Origin of the sequence: Kitasatospora sp. NPDC059722 (assembly GCF_042733235.1) — a bacterium.
GTDB lineage: Bacteria > Actinomycetota > Actinomycetes > Streptomycetales > Streptomycetaceae > Kitasatospora.
This window is the reverse complement of record NZ_JBHWGD010000067.1, coordinates 9388-26788: the sequence shown is the minus strand read 5'-3', so window position 1 is coordinate 26788 and position 17401 is coordinate 9388. Positions and strand designations below refer to the sequence as shown.

Here is a 17401-nt window from a genome sequence, read left to right as displayed (position 1 = left end):
GAGCACGGTCTGGGGGGACGGCTCCGTGAGGGTGGCTGGGCGGGGGCGGGCGGCCGGGTCAGCCGGCGGTGCGGCGCCGGTGGTCGCGCAGGACGACGCCGCCGCCGATCACCAGCGCGGCGAGCAGCGCGCCCGCGCCGAGCACGTAGGTCGCGGTGCGGCGGTCGCGGTCGGCCCGGGTCTCGCCGAGGCCAGCCGGGCGGGGCACGACCGGGACGGCGGCGAGGCGCACGGGCGCGTCCGGCGAGGCCTGCGCGGGCGGGTCGTCCGGGGCCTTGGTGACGGCCCGCACCGGGTCCACCACGCCCCAGCCGATGAAGCGGTTCGGGCCGTGCTCGGTGCGCTGCGCGGTCTGCTCGATCCAGGCCCGCACCTGGGCGGCGCTCCAGCCGGGGTGGGCGCCGATCAGCAGCGCGGCCAGCCCGGAGACGTACGGGGCGGCGAAGCTGGTGCCGCTGTCGGCGCACTGGCCGCCGCCCGGGACGGTGGAGAGCACGCCGACGCCGGGCGCGGCGACCTTCACGAAGTCGCCGTACTGGGAGAAGGAGGCGCGCTCGTCGTTGCGGTCGGAGGCACCGACGGCGAGGACGGTGGGGAAGGCGCCGGGGTAGGTGTCGCCCTCCCGGCCGTCGTTGCCGGTGGAGGCGACCACCACGGCGCGGTTCGCCTCGGCGTACTCGACGGCGGTCTTCAGCTCGGCGTAGCCGGTGAAGCCGGTGGTGTCCGCGCCGCGGACGTCCTGCGAGATGTTGACGACGCGCGCGCCGGCCCGGACGGCCTGGGTGACGGCGGCGGCGAGGGTGGCGACGTCGCCGTTGCCCGCGCTGTCGTTCTGCCGGATCGACAGGATCCTCGCGCCCGGGGCGAGTCCGACGAAGCCGGTCCGGTCGGAGCGGGCGGCGGCGATGATGCCCGCCACCTTGGTGCCGTGGCCGACCTGGTCGTCCTTGCCGCCGCCCTCGACCCGCTTGCCGCTCTCCCGGTCGACCAGCAGACTGCCGCCGTCCGCGACCCGGCCGGCCAGCTGCGGGTTGCGGTCGTCCACGCCGGTGTCGACGACCGCGACGGTGACGCCCTCGCCGGTCGTGCGGCCGTGCTGCCACAGTTCGTCGAGCAGCAGCCGCTGCAGCGCCCACGGCACGACCTGCACGTCGGGCGCGGGGGACGGGCAGTCCCCGGCGGCGGCCACGCCGGGGCCGTCGGCGCGCGCCGGGGCGGCGGCCGGACCGGCCAGCACCGCGAACGCGGCCAGGGCCGCGGCCGTCCTGCGGTACCCGCGTGCGGACACCCTGCCTCCCCTCACGTCGTCCGGCCGCACCCGCGCGCAGGGGCGGGCGCCCGGGATCCGGGCACCCGCCCCGCGCGTCCGTCCCTCCCGCCGGGAGGAGCGATCAGGTCCAGGCGTTGGTGTTCTTGGTCTCGGTGGCGCGGTAGCCGTGCGCGGCGGACTCCAGCGCGGCCGCGATCTGCGCGCAGGCCTGCTGGAGGTCGGCGGCCTTGGCGTCCCACTTCGCCTGGTGGGCCCGGTAGCCCTGCTGGGCCGCGCCCTCCCAGCTCGCGGAGATCTTGGTGACGCCCTGCTTGAGCTCCTGCAGCAGGTGGTCGATCTGGGCGGCCGAGGCCTTGACCTGCTCGGCGGCGCTGTGGACGGCGTCGAAGTTGACGAGGATCCGGTCGGTCACGATGTCTCCCAATCGAGGATGCGGGCAGTTCGCGGTGCGGTGATCGGTGTCCGGCCCAAAAGGCGGGCCGGGGGCGGCGATCAGCCCTGGGCGCCGCTGAACTGCTGCTGCTGCTGGGCCTCGGTCTCCGCGTAGTACTTGGTCGTCAGCTCGATCGCGTCCTTGATCGCCTTCAGCGACCCGTTGAGGGCGTCGATGTCCTCGTTGAACCGGTGCTGGAGCGCCTTGTAGGCCTCGGCCGCCTGGCCTGCCCAGCCGGCACCGACGTGCTCCACCGTGTTGTTGAGCTTGGTGCGCTCCTGGCCGATCTTGCCGATGACCTCCTCGATGTGCCTCGCGAAAGCCTGCATCTCCTGCGCGGTCATCGTGAACTGGTTGGCACTCAATGCTCCACCGTCCCCCAACAGACAGACACTCCATGACCGACGGGCCGTCCGACCCGACGGGTCATCACCCCTGTGATGTCCAGGAGCACTGTAGTCGGCATACGCAGCTCACCCAACTCCGAACGCAGAGTAGTCATCGGACCGTGACAGCGGCCCCGACGGGCCCACAACTCCCCCTGGGCACACGGCCGATCACGCGTTCTGCTGCTGCGCCGCGGCCTTCGCGCTGAGCGGCGGGCCGGCCGGCACCAGGTCCGACCACTCGCGGGGGACCGGCAGCGGCTGGACCCCCTGGTAGCCGAGGCGCGCCTGGTTGCCGCCGGGCTCGTCCGGCTGCTGCGGCGCCTCCGTCCGGTCCGAAGCCGCCGGGCCCGCCGTACTCGGCCGGGGCGGGGACGACGTGGGGGCACCGCCCTGGCCCGGCTGGGCTCCCGGCGGGGCCGACGGACCCCGGCCGCCGTCGCCGTTGGCGGGCACCGAGTAGCGCAGGCCCGTCTCGGTGATCAGGAAGTCGGTGCCGGAGCCGCCCGCGCCGTTGTCCGTCGCGCGGTAGAACAGCCCGTGGCCGGGCGTCACGTGGGCCGCACCCGCGCCGTTGTCGTACTGCGCCGGGTACTCCGGGCCCGCCCACACGCTGCGCTTCGGGGTGCGGCCGTCCTCGGCGACGCCGTCGAAGGTGCTGCACACGACGGTGCGCGCGTCCTGCCGGTCCTGCCGGTCGTTCACCGGCGCACCGGACTTGAGCGGCCAGTCGCCGTCCCCCGCGTTCGGCAGCGGGGTGGCCGTGCCGAAGCTCGCCTGGTCGGACGGGGTCATCTCGTCGTTGCGGGGCTGCTTGTCCGGGTCGTACCGGTACAGCATCTGGTACGCCGGGTTCTGCCGGATCAGCTCGGCCTGGAACGGCGTCACCAGGAACAGCCGGTCCCGGCCGACGACGTAGTTGCGGTCCCGGTAGTGCACCAGCCGGCCGATCCTGCGGTCGGCCTGGTTCTCCAGCGCCACCGTGGAGTTGGCGCCCTGGCTGTCCGCGGCCCCGTCGACCCGCGGGAAGACGACGGCGCTGCCGGGCAGCAGGGTGTCCAGCCACTCGCGCTTGACCGGCTGCGGCACCGCGTTCGGCCCGAAGACCGCGGTGATCAGCGACTTCCGCTCGTGGTCGTCCGCCTGAGGGGAACCGATCCGGTGCCGACGGCCCTGCGCGTCGACCAGGTAGACCCCCGCGTCCCCCGGCCCGGCCCCGGCCGCGGCGGTGACCTGCTGGTCCGCCGCCTGCTGGACCAGCAGCAACTGGTCCGGCCCGAGCACCCGGCCCTTGGCGCCCAGCGTCGCGGCGTCCACGCCCGCCGCCACGAACAGCGCCTGGTCGACGGTCTCCTGCCTCGCGTCCGAACCGGGGCGGTCGCACACCGACCACTTCATCGCCCGGCTCACGTTCTCCTTGCCGGGCAGCTTGTCCGGGGCGTACGGGATGCCGATCGTCGGACCGTGGTTCGGGTAGCGGTCGAGCACGTCGTCGTCGACGACCACCACCTTCGCGCCGGCCGGAAGCACCAGCCGCGCCGAGGACATGTTCAGCACCTGGTGCAGGCGCTTCGTCCGCCCGTCCGGGTCCGTCAGCACCACGTACCGGGTGGTCGACCCCTTGCCCTGGACCACGTTCCGCCCGTCGTCCCAGTGCAGCGGGGCGCTCGGGCGGAACACCCCCCACACCCCGAACCCGGCCACCACCACCGCCCCGACGACCAGACCCGGCAGCACCGCCCGCAGCGGACGCGGCGCGTCCTCGTCGCCGCCCCCACCACCCGGCAGCAGGAAGGCGCCCACCATCCGCCTGCGGGCGAAGGTGTACGCGTTCAGCTCGTCCCGCCGCGATGCCATCCTCGTCGTCTCCCCTGTCCGACCGGCCCTGCCCCCGAGTCCGCCATCGCGGGCGAGAACGCGCTCGAACCCTCTACGATGCGGCAGCGGACGATGAGTACCGTACGGGCACGGTCCGTTGACGAGCCAGCGGCCTGTCAACCGAGCAGTGGGGGTCAGCCGGGGGATGCCAAGCCAGACCGCTCCGGGACGACGTGGCACGGCACCGGGCGGGCAGCCGCCCGCCGGCGGCGGACGACCCGCCGCGGTCCGCGTCCACTCGTCGTCCGCACTGCCCGGCGGCCGCCGGCTGCTCCGTCGACTCGTGCTGGTCGAGACCGCCCTGGCCCTCGTCGCGATCGGCTGGACGATCGGCCGGACGGCCACCGCCGTGCTCGGCGCACTCGGCCTCGCCCTGGTCCTGGCCGGCCTCGTCCCGCTGCGCGGCCGGACCCTCCCGGAGCTCCTCTCGGCCCGATCCGCGCTCAGGTCCCGGCTCAGGGTGGCCAGTTCGACCCTGCCGCCGCCGGGCGCCGACCCGACGCTCGCCCCGCTGCTGGAACTCGAACCGGCCCTGCGCACGCACACCCACGCCGCCGAGGCCGACTTCGGCGGACGGACGGTCCGCCGCGAGACCGGCATGATCGGCGACGGCACCTACCTCGGCTCGGTGCTGCTGGTCCAGTCCAGGGACCGGCCGCTGCGCCCGGCGCGCGGCGACCGGCCGCTCCCGCTGGACGTCCTGTGCTCGGCGCTGCGGGTCGACGACATCACCCTGGAATCCGTCCAGCTGGTGCAGTACACCCAGCCCGCCCCCGCCCCGCACCTGCCCGAGCAGTCGCTCGCCGCCCGCGCCCACCGCGAGCTGCCCGGCGGCGCCACGACCCCCGCGCTGCGGCTCACCTGGGTGGCGCTCAAGCTCGACCCGGAGCGCGCCGCCACCGCCGTCCGGGCCCGCGGCGGCGGCGAGGAGGGCGCCCGCAGGGCGCTCCAGCGGGTGACCGACCAGCTCGCCGGGCGGCTCGACGGCGCCGGGTTCCGCGCGACGGTGCTGGACGAACGCGAGCTGATCACCGCCCTCGCCACCGCCGCGTGCGCCAACCCGCTCGCGGCGGCCGGGCTCCAGGGCAGCGGCGGCGGCACCGGCGCCACCCGCCGGACCCGGGAGGGCCGCCGCCACTGGCGGATCGACGACCGCTGGCACTGCACCTACTGGATCTCCCGCTGGCCCCGCCCCGGCCACCCCGGCGAGCCGCCCCTGCCCGAGCTGGTCAACCGGCTCACCGGCGCCCCCGCACTGGCCGGCACCCTCAGCCTCACCCTCGGGCACGCCAGCGGCGGCTCCGTCACCCTCGCCGGCCACCTGCGGCTGACCGGACGCGACGAGGCCGAACTCGCCGCCACCTGCCGCGAGGTGGAGTCCCGCGCCCGGGACGCCGGCCTCGGCCTGAGCCGGCTCGACCTGGAACAGGCGCCCGGCGTCCTCGCCACCCTGCCGCTGGGAGGAACCGCCTGATGGCCCACCCGACCCGCCCGCGCCCCGCCACCGCGCGGCCGCGCCCCCGGCCGCGGATCCTGCCCGGCTTCGGCCTCCGCGGCCCCCGCCGGGACAAGCACGTGCTGGCCGCCGCGGACCTGGGCGCGCTGGCCCTCCCCGTCGGCGACGACGGCGTGCCGATCGGCGTGGACGTCCAGGGCCGGCCCTCGGTGCTGGGGCTCTTCCGGCCCGGCGCCCACGACCTGGTGCTCGTCGGCGGCCTGTGGACGGCCCGGCTGATCGCCCTGCGGGCCGCCTCGACCGGCGCGCGCGTCGCGGTGGAGACCGCCCGCCCGCAGGCCTGGAGCGCGCTGGCGCGGGCCGCGGGCGGCGGGCAGCCCTGCGTGACCGTCCACCAGGCCGGCCGGCTCGGCCCGCAGGGCGCGTCCGTCACCTCGCCGGTGCTGGTGGTGCGCGACCTCACCGCCCGCCCGCCGCGCAGCCGGCTGTCCGCCACGCCCTGGCAGACCACGCTGACGGTGCTGCCGTGGCTGCTCCCGGAGGCCGCCCGGCTGGTCGGCGCCGCCGACCTCGTCGGGGTGCAGCGGGTCCAGCCGGAGGAGGCCGGGATCCTGCGGCACGCGCTGTCGCTGCCGCCGGAGGACGTCGCCGCGCTGCCCGCCCTCGGCGACGACCTGACGCTCTGGACGACGCGGATGCACCGTCAGTACGTTCGGGCCGTGGCCGGGCAGGCGGAGCTGCAGCTCCTGGGCGCGCCGCGCCGGGTGGACCCGCCCGCCTGAGCGGTGCGGCCGACCGGCCGGGATCGGAGTCCGCCTACAACGACGTCGGCCGTACGGCCTAGTCTTGAGGCGGTAACGGCACCGCTGAACAAGCGGCGGCGAACACGAGGGAGCCCTAGTGAGCAGCGATCGGGACGGCGTCTACGTCGGCCACAACGCGGCGGAGGACGACGACGACTGGTCCGACGCCCCCGACTACACTCCCCCGTCCTGGTACGTGCGGACGGACGGCGCGGCGGGCCCGGCCGAGCCGGCGGCTCAGGGCGCCCCTGATCCGGCGGGCCCGGCCCAGGCCCCGGTTCCGGCCCAGGCCCCGGCCCCGGCCGTCGTGCCGCCGCCGGCTCCGGCTCCGGCCCCGCTGTCCTTCCCCGCTCCGGTGAGCGAGCCCGCACCCGCCCACGCGCACGCCCCCGTCGCCGAGCAGCCGCCCGCACCCGCCCCGATCCCGGTGGCCGCGCCCGGGCCGGCGCCCGCCCCGGCCGAGGCCCCGCACGCCGCCTTCCCGCCGCCGGCCCCGGTCCAGCACGAGCAGCCGCCGGCCGTCGCCCCCGGCTGGCCCCCGGCGGCCCCGCTCGCGCACCAGCAGCCTGGCCCGGCCGCGCCGCAGCCGTACGCGGACCCGCAGCCGTTCCCGGACGCGCACGCCGCCGTGCCGCCGGTGCAGCCCGGCCCGCCGGCCCCGCCGCCGTCGTTCGCGCAGCCGCCCGCCGCCCCGCAGGACCTGCAGGACCTGCAGGCCGCCGCGTGGGCCGCCCAGCAGGCCGCGGCCCAGGCGCAGCCCGTTCAGCCGCAGCAGCCCGCTCAGCCGCAGCCCCAGCCCGCACCGGCACAGCCCGCCCCTGCACAGCCCGCCCCTGCACAGCCCGCTCCGCCGACCGCGCCGGTCGACCCGCGCCAGGGCGGCTGGCCGCAGCCCGCCGCCTACCAGCAGCCCGCCCCGCCGGCCCAGCCCGGCCCCGCGCAGCCCTGGCCGCAGCAGGCCGGCGCCCCGGCGCCCGCCGGGTTCCCGCAGGGCCCCGCCCCGCAGCAGGCCGCGCACGGCGCCCCGCTCGGCTACACGGCCGCCGTCGAGCTGTCCTCGGACCGCCTGCTGCGCAGCCAGCCCAAGCAGCAGCGCCAGCAGCCGCGGTTCCAGTTCGGCGGCAAGGCCGCGGCGGCCGAGAAGGGCCGCAAGCTGGAGATCATCCGCACGCCGGTGATGAGCTGCTACAAGATCGCCGTGATCAGCCTCAAGGGCGGCGTCGGCAAGACCACGACCACCACCGCGCTCGGTGCGACGCTGGCCAGCGAGCGCCAGGACAAGGTGATCGCGATCGACGCCAACCCGGACGCCGGCACCCTCGGCCGCCGGGTCAAGCGCCAGACCGGCGCGACCATCCGCGACCTGGTGACGGCCATCCCGCACCTGCGCAGCTACATGGACATCCGTCAGTTCACCTCGCAGGACCTGCACTCGGGCCTGGAGATCCTGGCGAACGACGTCGACCCGGCCGTCTCGACCACCTTCAACGACTCGGACTACCGCCAGGTCATCGACGTGCTGGGCCGCCAGTACCCGATCATCCTGACCGACTCCGGCACCGGCCTGCTGTACAGCGCGATGCGCGGGGTGCTCGACCTGGCCGACCAGCTGATCATCGTCTCGACGCCCAGCGTGGACGGTGCCTCCAGCGCCTCCACCACGCTCGACTGGCTCTCCGCGCACGGCTACGCGGACCTCGTCCAGCGCAGCATCACGGTGGTCTCCGGGGTGCGCGAGACCGCCAAGCTGATCAAGGTCGAGGACATCGTGGCGCACTTCCGGACGCGCTGCCGCGGCGTCATCGTGGTGCCGTTCGACGAGAGCCTGGCGGCCGGCGCCGAGGTCGACCTCGACATGATGCGCCCCAAGGTCCGCGAGGCGTACTTCGAGCTGGCCACCCTGGTCGGCGAGGACATCATCCGGGCCCAGCAGGCCGCCCAGCAGCAGGGCGGCTGGCAGCAACAGGCCCAGCAGCAGGCGCCGCAGCAGCCGTACGCGCAGCAGCAGCCCGGCCAGCAGCAGCCCTACCAGGCCCCCGCCCAGCCGTACCCGGCACCGGCCGCCCAGCCGGCCCCGGGCACGCCGTGGGCACCGCAGCCCGGCCAGACCCCGCCGCCGGGGACCTACGGCTACCCGCAGCCCCACCCCGGCGGCGCGCAGCCGCCCGCGCCGGCGTGGCCCCAGCCCGCCGCCCCGCACCCGGCCCCGCCCGCGGAGCCGGACGGGTACCAGCCGCCCCCCGGCTACGGCTACCCGCCGCAGCCCCCGCAGTGACGCCGAAGGGCCCGCCGACCTGGTCGGCGGGCCCTTCTCGCACAGGCCGGGTCCTACGCACGGGCCAGGTCTTTCGTACCGGCCGGGCGGCGCGGCTCAGACGCCGTCGGTCAGCTCGCGGGCCTGCTTGACGTCGTCAGCCATGCGGACCAGCAGCGCCTCGATCGAGTCGAACTTCTCCATCCCGCGCAGGTACGCCAGGAAGTCGACGGCCACGTGCAGCCCGTACAGGTCCAGGCCGACCCGGTCGATGGCGTACGCCTCGACGGTGCGCGCGGTGCCGTCGAACGTCGGGTTGGTGCCCACCGAGATCGCGGCCGGCATCCTCTCGCCGTCGGCGGTCAGCCAGCCCGCGTACACGCCGTCGGCCGGGATCGCGCTGTGCGCCACCGTCTCCACGTTGGCGGTCGGGTAACCGAGCTCACGCCCGCGCTGCGCACCGCGCACCACGACGCCCTCGACCCGGTGCGGACGGCCGAGCACCTCGCCGGCCCCGGCCATGTCGCCCGTCTCGACCAGGCGGCGGGTCAGCGTGGACGAGAACGGCTCGCCCGCGCCGGCCGCACCGCTCACCTGGAGGTCGACCACCTCGACGTCGAACCCGGCCGCCCGGCCCAGCTCGGTGAGCAGCGCCACGTCACCGGCGGCCCGGTGCCCGAACCGGAAGTTGGGGCCCTCGATGACGACGCGCGCGTGCAGCGCGTCCACCAGCACCTGCCGGACGAACGTCTCCGGCGACTCCTGCGACAGCTCCGGGGTGAACGGCAGCACCAGCACGGCGTCCACGCCGAGGCCCGCGATCAGCTCGGCGCGCCGGGCCTGCGGGGCGAGCAGCGCGGGGTGGCTGCCCGGGCGGATGACCTCGCGCGGGTGCGGGTCGAACGTGACGACGACGGACGGGACGCCGAGCTCGCGGGCCCGCTCGACCGCCCGTCCGATGATCAGCTGATGTCCGCGGTGCACCCCGTCGAACGAGCCGATGGTGACGACGCTGCGTCCCCAGTCACCGGGGATCTCCTCCAGGCCACGCCAGCGCTGCACCCTGACCGCTCCTTGTTCCCTACGGCGCGTACCTTCTGTACGCTCAAACGCTCAAAACCCGAACCCCTATAGCGTGCCATGCGCCTGCCCCTGCTCAGGCACCGGAATGCGGGTTGAGCGCACCACACGTTCGAACGGTGCCCGCTCCGCCTCCGCGGCGGCGTACTGCGGGTCCCGCCCGGCCGTCACCAGGGCCCGCATCCGGGCCAGCCGGGGGCCGTCCGGCGGAGTCGGGGCGACGTCCTGCGGCCACTGCGCCAGCAGCTGGGCGAACGCCGCCGAACGGCCCGCGCAGCGCACCAGCAGGTCGTCCGCGGCCGGCAGCCCGGGGGTCGCCCGGGCCAGCACCGCACGGGCGCGGGCCGGCCTCTCGGCCGCGCAGTGGTCGGCCAGCCGCTCGACGGCGGCGGTCAGCACCGCCGGGTCGTTCTCGGCGGCCAGCAGGGTGTCGAGCAGCTCGCAGCGCAGCGCGTCGGCGGCCGGATCGGCCACCGGCACCGACAGCACCTCGGCGAACGGCTGCCGGACCGCCGCCGCCCGCGCGGCCAGCGCACCGCCCAGCAGCAGCCGCAGCTCCAGCCGGGCGGCCGGGCCCGTGACGGCGGCGCGCTCCAGCCGGCGGCCCAGGTAGTCGGCGGCGACCGGCCCGGCCAGCGCGGGGCGCTCCCGCAGCAGCCGGGCGGCCAGCTCGGCGCCCCGCCGGGTGGCGACCGGGGCGCCGGCGTCGGCGAGCACCCGCAGGGTCTCGGCGACGGGCGCGCGCGGCTCCGCCAGGCGGTCGGCGAGCGCGGCCAGGACGGGCTCCGGGTCGCTCTCCAGGGCCGGGGCCAGCGCCCGCGGGGTCAGGAACCCGTCGGTGCCCGCCCGGTGGAGCTCCAGCGCGGCCGGCAGGTACCCGGCCCGGCTCCGCGGATCGCCGACCAGAAGCGCCAACGCGGCGCCGTGCAGCGCGGGTTCGTCCTCGCGGGCGAGCAGGGCCAGCGCGGTGTGGCGCAGCAGCTCGGGCCCGGCCCCGGACGCGTGCGGGGCGACGCGCAGCGCGTGCACGGCGGCGGCGACGTGCCGCTCGGGCCGCCGGTCGTGGCTCCAGCGGTCCACCGCGCGGCACAGCGCCGACGGCTCCTCGGCGGCCAGCACGGTGAGCAGCGCGTCCGCCCCGGGGTGGGCGGCGTCGGCCAGCGCGTCGGCCAGCTCGTCCAGGGCGAGCCTGCGGTGGGCGAGGAGCAGGTCGTGGGTGAGGTCCGCGACGGACCTGCCGGGGGCACCGGGCAGGCCGCGCCGGTCGTCGAACCACGCGCAGAGCAGCGGGAACACCGCCGCCGGGTCCGCGCGCAGCCGCCCGGCGACCGCCGCGAGGAACGGCTGCCCGGGACCGTCCGCGACCACCAGGCGCCGCAGCAGGGCGAGTTCGTCCTCGACGGACAGCCCGAGCCCGGTCCAGAACGCCGGGCCGAACCGGCCCAGCCCGTCCGCCGGGAGCGCGTCGAACCCGCCGTCCCGCGCGGCGCGTTCGGCGATCCGGCCGGCCAACTGCTCCAGCAGCGCGCGGTGTTCGGCGACGTCCGGACTGGCCGCCAGCCCGGCCGCGAGCAGCCGGCCCGCCCACCAGGCCGGTTCGCCGCCCGGCGGGCGCAGGTCCAGCGCCCGCCACAGCCGGTGCAGCCACGGGTCGAGGGCCGGCGCGCCCCACGTGTCGGCCACCCGGCGCAGCGCCGCCGCCACCGGGCCGATCCGGTGCCGGGCCACCGCGCGCGCCCCGGCCGTCGGGCGGGCGTCCTCGTCCTCCCGGTCCTCCCGGTCCTCCCCGAGCAGCAGCCGCAGCGCCGCGTCCAGGTCGAGGTGCAGTCCCTGCAGCCAGTCCCCGAACTCCCCGTGCGCGAACCGGACCCCGGGCCCGGCCGGCACGAACAGGCCCTCCGCGAGCACCGCCCCCGCCCAGCCGCCCGCCACCGTGCCGCCCGCGGTGCCGACGGCGGCACCGCAGCCGCAGCCACAGCCGCAGCCCACGCAAGCGCCGAAGCCGGCGCCGCAACTGCCCCCGCTGGCGCAGCTCTCCCTCGGGAGCAACGCGTTGGACAACGCCTACTCCGTCGACAAGGACGGCAACCGCGTCGGCACCTATCCGGCCAACCGCTCCCCGGCTCAGCAGTGGCGCCTGGATTACTTCTCCGACGGGCGCTACCTCCTGCGCAACGGCTCGACGAACTACACCAAGGTCCTCGACCTCGAACTGACCACCGGCCGGATCCAGGTCTGGACGAACCCGCCGGGCGCGGAGAACCAGCTCTGGTCCTTCGTCCCGGTCCCCGGCGGCTACCAGGTCGTCAACTCCTCCACCAAGCAGTGCCTGACCTCCGACGGCATGGCCCAGTGGGTCAGGGTGCAGGCCTGCTCGGAGGCGGACAACCAGGTGTGGACGCTGTCCTGACGCGGACGCGGCCCTGCCGGTACGACCGCGCTCAGCGCCCGGGCAGCAGGGACGTCCACACGTCCTGCTCGGCGGTGGCCGACCACACGACGTCGCCGTGGCCGTAGCCGGGGACGACACGGTAGTCCACCCGGGCGCCGCCCGCGCGGATCAGGCGGGCGCCCGAGTCGTGGTCGCCACGCCCGAGTTCGGCGTTGATCCAGACCACGTCGGCCCGGATCGCGGCCCAGTCGATCCGGTGGACGTCCGTCCGCCCGGCCCACACGGCGGCCAGGTCGCGCAGCAGGGCGGTGGGCTGGAGGCCGCTGCCGAGGCGCTCGATCGCCTCCGCCCCGACGGCCAGCGGGGTGTGGGTCAGGGTGAAGCGGTCCTCGGCGGGGGTGGGGCCGAAGGCGTGGGTACCGCCGCTGTGGCCCCGGTGGTAGATCCAGTTGGCGGGGCCGGGCAGGTCACGGGTGTGGGTGAGCGCGTAGTGGAGCAGGCCGAGGTTGCTGAACCGCCCCGGCTCGCCCGCCTGTTGGGGCACCGGCCGGGGCATGCCGCTCGGCGCGTCCGGGGCGGTGGCCGCGCGGGCGAAGAGTCCCTTGAGGCCGGGGTCGAGGGTCCTGGCACCCGCGTCCAGCTGCTGCTGGAGGAGGTCGGTGAGCGCCTCCGCCTTCGCGACCAGCTCGGGCTCCGTCGCGGGATCGTACGGGCCGGTGGTGTCGAGGACGAGGACGCGCCGGGGACCGGCGCTGCCGGTGGTGCGTGCGGCGGTGGCGCGTGCGGCGGTGGTGCGTGCGGCGGTGTCCAGGGCGAGTGCGGCTCCGGCCGAGTGGCCGAGGAGCTCGTACGGCAGGGCGGTGACGGCCTCGGCGGCCGTGATGACGCGTTCGAGGTCCGCCCGGTGCGAGTCCAGGCCCCAGGCCGTGCAGTCGTCAGGGGCCTCCGGCGTGAGGGCGTCCTCGCGGGGCGTCGTCCCGATGACCAGGTAGCCGTGGTCGGCGAGGAAGCGGGCGAGGCTCCGGCCCCGCGCGGTGCAGTAGTTGGCGGCGACGTTGAGTCCGCCGCCGGGGAGGAGGTGGACCACCCGCCGCGCCGTGGCGTCGCCGATCACGTCGACCGCGAGCTCGCCGCCCGCGACGGGAACGGTCAGGCGGTGGTGGTCCGCCCCGAGGCGGACCGTGCCGGTGCGACCGAGTGCCGCCCCCAGCTCCTTGACGATGTCGCTGACCACTGCCGTTCCTCCCCGTGTCCTGCTGCGTCCTGCCGTCCCGCTACGCCGGACAGTCTGGCGTACGGAGCCGGCCAGGGGGACCGACGGCTCCGATCGTGCCCGTGCCACCTCGCCGCTCACGCAAAGTTGTCTGACCAAGTTCGGTCGCCGTTCTTCCCTCGGACAGCACCGGCCGGTACTTCTATGTCCGCTCATGGCGCGAAGCCATGGCGACCACCCTCACCAACGGGACGAGGTACCCCTGATGAGACTGCGCTGGAGCTCCCTCGGCGGGCTGCTCGCCGCACTCCCCCTCCTCGGCGCGACGGCCGTCGCCGCCCCCGCCACCGCCCACGCGGCGGCGGGCAGCGGCAACCTGATCGTCAACGGCGACGCGGAGGCCGGCGGCTACTGCACCAACGACTGGAGCGCCGCCACCACCGTCCCCGGCTGGACCGTCCAGGCCGGCGGCGTCAACGTGATGTGCCAGGGCGTCGGCTCCTTCGGCCTGCCGAACGACGGCAGGACGCCCGGCAAGGCCTTCTTCGGCCCGGGCAACTTCGGCGACGGCTCGATGTCGCAGACCGTCGACGTCTCCTCCGCCGCCACGGCCATCGACGGCGGCGGGGTGCACTACGACCTCGCCGGCTGGCTGGGCGGCTGGACCACGTACGGCGGCTACGTCGCCGTCAGCCTGCACTTCAAGGACGCCGGCGGCAACCCGGTCGGCACGACCGCCAAGCTGCCGACCGTCTCCGCGACCGACCGCGGCCTCGCCACCAAGTTCCTCTCCCGCACCGCCACCGGGGCCGTCCCGGCCGGCGCCCGGTCGATCCAGGTCGAGGTGCAGTTCCTCTCCACCACGAACGAGACCGGCTACCTGGACAACCTCTCGCTCACCCTCGACACCCCCGTCGCCGCCCCCGCCCCGGTCAGCCCGCCCGCGTCCGCCGTGCCCGGCTACGACCACGTGTTCACCGTCATGATGGAGAACACCGACTACGCCCAGATCATGAACGACCCGGCGGACACCCCGTTCATCCACGGCCTGATGGCCCAGGGCGCCACCCTCACCGACGCGCACGGCGTCTACCACCCGAGCGACGAGAACTACATGGCGATCGCCGGCGGCGACGCGTACACCAAGGGCGCCACCTACTGGCCCAACATCAACTCCCCGCAGCGCAACCTCGGCGACACCATCGAGGACGCCGGCAAGACCTGGAAGGCCTACGAGCAGGGCATGGGCACACCCTGCAACACCACCACCCAGTACGACGCCAAGTACATGCCCGACGACGCGCCGTTCATCAACTACACCGACATCAGCGGCAACCCGGCCCGCTGCGCCGCCCACCTCTTCGACACCACACAGCTGACCACCGACCTCCAGTCGGCCGCCACCACCCCGAACTTCTCCTGGATCGCGGCCGACGACTACTACGACGGCGAGGCCTCCGGCAACGGCAGCGCCACCAGCCTGCAGGTCCAGGACGGCTGGCTGAAGCAGACCCTCGCCCCGGTCCTTTCCTCGCCCGCGTGGACCCAGCAGCGCTCCCTGCTGCTCCTCACCTGGGACGAGAGCTCGGGCGAGGCCTACAACCACGTCGCCACCGTCGCGGTGGGCTCGCAGGGCACCGTCCCGGCCGGCACCAGCAGCCCGCTGCACTACGACCACTACTCCATCGGCCGCACCATCGAGTCCGCCCTCGGCCTGCCCGGGCTGACCGCGAACGACACCTACGCGACCCCGCTCAACGCCGCGTTCGCCCCGTCCGCGGCCACCGGCCCGACGCTCACCGGCGACCTGAACGAGGTCGCGGGCGGCGGCAACGTCACCCTCCGGTACGCGCTGCCGAACACCTCCCAGGTCGCGGTCAAGAACTGGGTCGGCGTCTACCCGGCGGGCGTCACCCCGGGCTCCCGCTCCTCGCTGACCTGGGCCTACACGCCCAACCAGAGCGGTGCGGTCACGCTGTCGACCGGCAAGATCGGCGGCGCGGGCGCGTACGACGCCTACTACCTCGCCAACGACGGCTACTCGGTGCTCGCCGGACCGTTCCGGCTGACCATCGGCTGACGCCGGCGGCACCCCCGCCGCGGCCCGGACGTCCGACCGGCGTCCGGGCCGCGGTCGTTCCGGCTTCCTCCGGGTGCTGCGCCGATCACCGGCCGCGATCACCGGCCGCGATCACCGGCCGCCGGAGCCGCCCAGGGAAATCCGGGCGTACGTCTCGCCGGGGCCCGGGGGACTGGTCCAGGAACGGGTGGTGACGTGGTGGAGGCGGCCTTCGGTGAGGGCGAAGCGCGGGAGGCCCACACCGAAGTGGACGGCGATCGCCGCCAGGGCCCGGCGCTCCGCTCGGCCCTCGCCCCCGGGCGCGAACAGGACGTCCGGGTCGAGGGCGGGCGGTATGTCCGTGCCGGTGCGGTGGATCTCGGAGCCCCGGACGGTGAAGGCGTAGAGCTCGGTGCCCTGTTCGGCGACGGAGAGGTGGAAGAAGCCCTGATCCGGTGCGGACCACACCACCACGGCGCGCGTGCCGTGCGAGGAGGCCGCTGCGGGGGAGACGTAGCGCTGTTCGTCGTGGCGGGCGGGGTGGGCGTCGAAGGCGAAGCTCCAGCCGGACTCGCCCGCGTGGCCGACGGCGGCGCGGGCTCGGTCGTCGTAGGTGTCGTAGGAGTTGTAGGAAACGAAGGAGTTGTAGGAGTTGTACGAGGAGCCGCCGCCCGCCCGGACGAGTGCGAGGTGGGTCTCGTCGGGCGTCGCCGGTGCGCCGAGGGCGGCGTCCTCGGCACCGAGGCGCGCGGGAAGGTCTGCCGGGTGCACTCCCTCCACGAGGACGAACCGGTAGGCCTCGCGGTGGTCGGCGAGCCAGGCGAGCTCGTCCGCGTCCCGCGGGCCGCCGGTCGGCGGCGGGGCCGGGCGGCCGTCCCTGGGGGTGGCGAGCAGGGCGAGGGCGCGCTCCGGGGTGACCAGGGGCCCGAGGACGGGGTCGGCGAGCAGGCCGACCGGGGCCAGGTGGTCGGGGCCGACCGGCGTCCACTGCGGGAGCGCGGCGAGCAGCGTGTGCCAGGCGGCGTCCGTGCGCCCCCAGCGGGCCTGCTCGCGGGCCTGCTCGACCGCCGCGCCGAAGGGGCCCTCCGCGGTGTACCGGAACGTCCGCTCCTCGACCTCGCGCAGCACCTCGTCGGCCAGCTCCCGGTGCCGGCCGGAGGAGATGCCCACCCGGTAGCCCCAGACCGTCGCGTCGTGGCGGTTCGCCACCTGCTCGACCGCGAGCAGCGGCACCACCTCGCGCAGGTAGCGCGGATCGGCGGGCAGCGAGCCGTAGTCCACCAGGTACGTCCGCCCCAGCAGGCGGCGCAGCTGGTGCAGCATGCCCTTGGCCCGGGGCCGGCCATACCCGGCCGCGTCGGCGAGCGCGGCGGCCGCCCGCTCGTGGTCGCCGCGCAGCGCGTCGAGCCGGGCCGCCTCGACCTGGGCGTCCAGGCGGCGGGTGGTGTCGTTGGCGAACGGCCGCTCCGCGTGGTGGTCGGCGGCGAGGCGGTGGAACTCCCGGTACTGCGCGAGCATGAACTCGCGGAAGGAGTCGTGCCGGGTGGGCGGGGAGTGGGACCACACCTGATGGCAGTAGACGGCCCACTCGCCGTGTTCGTCGGCGGCCTGCGGATCCAGCAGGACGTACGTCATGTCGGATTCGACGTCCAGTTGGAGCGCGCGCGCCCACATGCCGTCGAGCTCGCCCTCGTCGAAGTGCTCGCCGAGGCCGTCGGCGTCCTCGTGCCAGCGGGCCTCCCCGGCGCCGGCCAGGTGGTCGATGAACCCGCCCGCGTGCCGCCACCCGTCGGAGACCGCGAGGAACTCCCGGTAGGACGGCGGCAGTCGGCGCCCCAGCCGCTCCTCCGCCGCCGCTATCTGCTCCTCGTCGGCGGGCCCGAAGCCCAGCCCGCGCGCCCGCGCGGGCTCGTCGGCGGGCTCGTCGGCGGGCTCGTCGGCGGGCTCGGTGCAGGTGTCGGCCCACTCCTCGCTCCAGCGGGTGAGGAAGGAACCCCAGTCGAACGTCTCCTCGGTCATGGCGGTGATCCTTGCACGCACCACTGACAATTCCGGGGCCGGACGGGCGCGGGGGGGCCCCCCCCCCGCGGGGGGGGGCGGGGGGGGCGCGCGCGCCCCCCCCCGGGGGGGGGCGGGGGGGGGGGGGGGTGGGGGGGGGGTGTGGTGTGTGGCTGTGG

The 17401-nt window shown here is 75.9% G+C and carries 13 protein-coding genes; 5 read left to right on the top strand and 8 right to left on the bottom strand.

The genetic code is table 11. From position 1 onward, the window contains the following. Positions 1-58: 58 nt before the first annotated feature. The 4 genes from mycP to eccB form a co-directional block, all read right to left on the bottom strand. The gene (gene mycP / locus ACFV4F_RS32200; protein ID WP_380507804.1) at positions 59-1288 is read right to left on the bottom strand and encodes a type VII secretion-associated serine protease mycosin; all 1230 of its coding nucleotides are present in this window, start codon (positions 1286-1288) and stop codon (positions 59-61) included. 103 nt (positions 1289-1391) lie between these two features. Continuing rightward, entirely contained in the window at positions 1392-1682 is a 291-nt protein-coding gene (locus ACFV4F_RS32195) for a WXG100 family type VII secretion target (protein WP_380437558.1), read from the bottom strand. An 80-nt stretch (positions 1683-1762) separates the two neighbouring features. Further along, on the bottom strand, positions 1763-2068 hold the full coding sequence (locus ACFV4F_RS32190; RefSeq protein ID WP_380437556.1) for a WXG100 family type VII secretion target: 306 nt from the start codon (positions 2066-2068) through the stop codon (positions 1763-1765). Positions 2069-2260: 192 nt separating this feature from the next. Then, on the bottom strand, positions 2261-3946 hold the full coding sequence (gene eccB / locus ACFV4F_RS32185) for a type VII secretion protein EccB (protein ID WP_380507801.1): 1686 nt from the start codon (positions 3944-3946) through the stop codon (positions 2261-2263). Positions 3947-4112: 166 nt separating this feature from the next. Between eccB and eccE the strand changes: the two genes are divergently transcribed. The 3 genes from eccE (at position 4113) to ACFV4F_RS32170 (ending at position 8501) form a co-directional block, all read left to right on the top strand. Then, a complete protein-coding gene (gene eccE / locus ACFV4F_RS32180; protein ID WP_380507798.1) occupies positions 4113-5441 on the top strand; it encodes a type VII secretion protein EccE in 1329 nt (442 codons plus the stop codon). Then, complete coding sequence (locus ACFV4F_RS32175; protein WP_380437550.1) at positions 5441-6205, top strand: hypothetical protein; 765 nt, start codon at positions 5441-5443, stop codon at positions 6203-6205. The genes eccE and ACFV4F_RS32175 overlap by 1 nt, the downstream gene beginning before the upstream one ends. Positions 6206-6323: 118 nt before the next feature. Continuing rightward, positions 6324-8501, top strand: a complete 2178-nt coding sequence (locus ACFV4F_RS32170) for a MinD/ParA family protein (RefSeq protein WP_380507795.1) — start codon at positions 6324-6326, stop codon at positions 8499-8501. 96 nt (positions 8502-8597) lie between these two features. Here the strand turns inward: ACFV4F_RS32170 and ACFV4F_RS32165 are convergent, their stop codons facing one another. Next, positions 8598-9542 (bottom strand): bifunctional riboflavin kinase/FAD synthetase, encoded by a 945-nt coding sequence (locus ACFV4F_RS32165; protein WP_380507793.1) that lies wholly within the window; start codon positions 9540-9542, stop codon positions 8598-8600. A 66-nt stretch (positions 9543-9608) separates the two neighbouring features. Then, entirely contained in the window at positions 9609-11621 is a 2013-nt protein-coding gene (locus tag ACFV4F_RS32160) for a hypothetical protein (RefSeq protein WP_380507790.1), read from the bottom strand. Between ACFV4F_RS32160 and ACFV4F_RS32155 the strand changes: the two genes are divergently transcribed. After that, entirely contained in the window at positions 11614-11970 is a 357-nt protein-coding gene (locus tag ACFV4F_RS32155; RefSeq protein ID WP_380507787.1) for an RICIN domain-containing protein, read from the top strand. The genes ACFV4F_RS32160 and ACFV4F_RS32155 overlap by 8 nt on opposite strands. A gap of 31 nt (positions 11971-12001) precedes the next feature. Here the strand turns inward: ACFV4F_RS32155 and ACFV4F_RS32150 are convergent, their stop codons facing one another. Continuing rightward, complete coding sequence (locus ACFV4F_RS32150; RefSeq protein WP_380507784.1) at positions 12002-13186, bottom strand: hypothetical protein; 1185 nt, start codon at positions 13184-13186, stop codon at positions 12002-12004. Between the two features lie 244 nt (positions 13187-13430). Between ACFV4F_RS32150 and ACFV4F_RS32145 the strand changes: the two genes are divergently transcribed. Further along, the gene (locus tag ACFV4F_RS32145) at positions 13431-15245 is read left to right on the top strand and encodes an alkaline phosphatase family protein (protein WP_380439196.1); all 1815 of its coding nucleotides are present in this window, start codon (positions 13431-13433) and stop codon (positions 15243-15245) included. Positions 15246-15356: 111 nt separating this feature from the next. Here ACFV4F_RS32145 and ACFV4F_RS32140 read toward each other — a convergent pair whose 3' ends face one another. Continuing rightward, positions 15357-17243 (bottom strand): SMI1/KNR4 family protein, encoded by a 1887-nt coding sequence (locus ACFV4F_RS32140; protein ID WP_380507781.1) that lies wholly within the window; start codon positions 17241-17243, stop codon positions 15357-15359. Positions 17244-17401: the final 158 nt, after the last annotated feature.

Bases quoted from the DNA above. Each gene is read 5' to 3' on its own strand.
- eccB (WP_380507801.1), bottom strand. From the start codon at position 3,946: ATGGCATCGCGGCGGGACGAGCTGAACGCGTACACCTTCGCCCGCAGG.
- eccE (WP_380507798.1), top strand. From the start codon at position 4,113: ATGCCAAGCCAGACCGCTCCGGGACGACGTGGCACGGCACCGGGCGGG.
- ACFV4F_RS32175 (WP_380437550.1), top strand. From the start codon at position 5,441: ATGGCCCACCCGACCCGCCCGCGCCCCGCCACCGCGCGGCCGCGCCCC.
- ACFV4F_RS32145 (WP_380439196.1), top strand. From the start codon at position 13,431: ATGAGACTGCGCTGGAGCTCCCTCGGCGGGCTGCTCGCCGCACTCCCC.
- ACFV4F_RS32140 (WP_380507781.1), bottom strand. From the start codon at position 17,243: ATGACCGAGGAGACGTTCGACTGGGGTTCCTTCCTCACCCGCTGGAGC.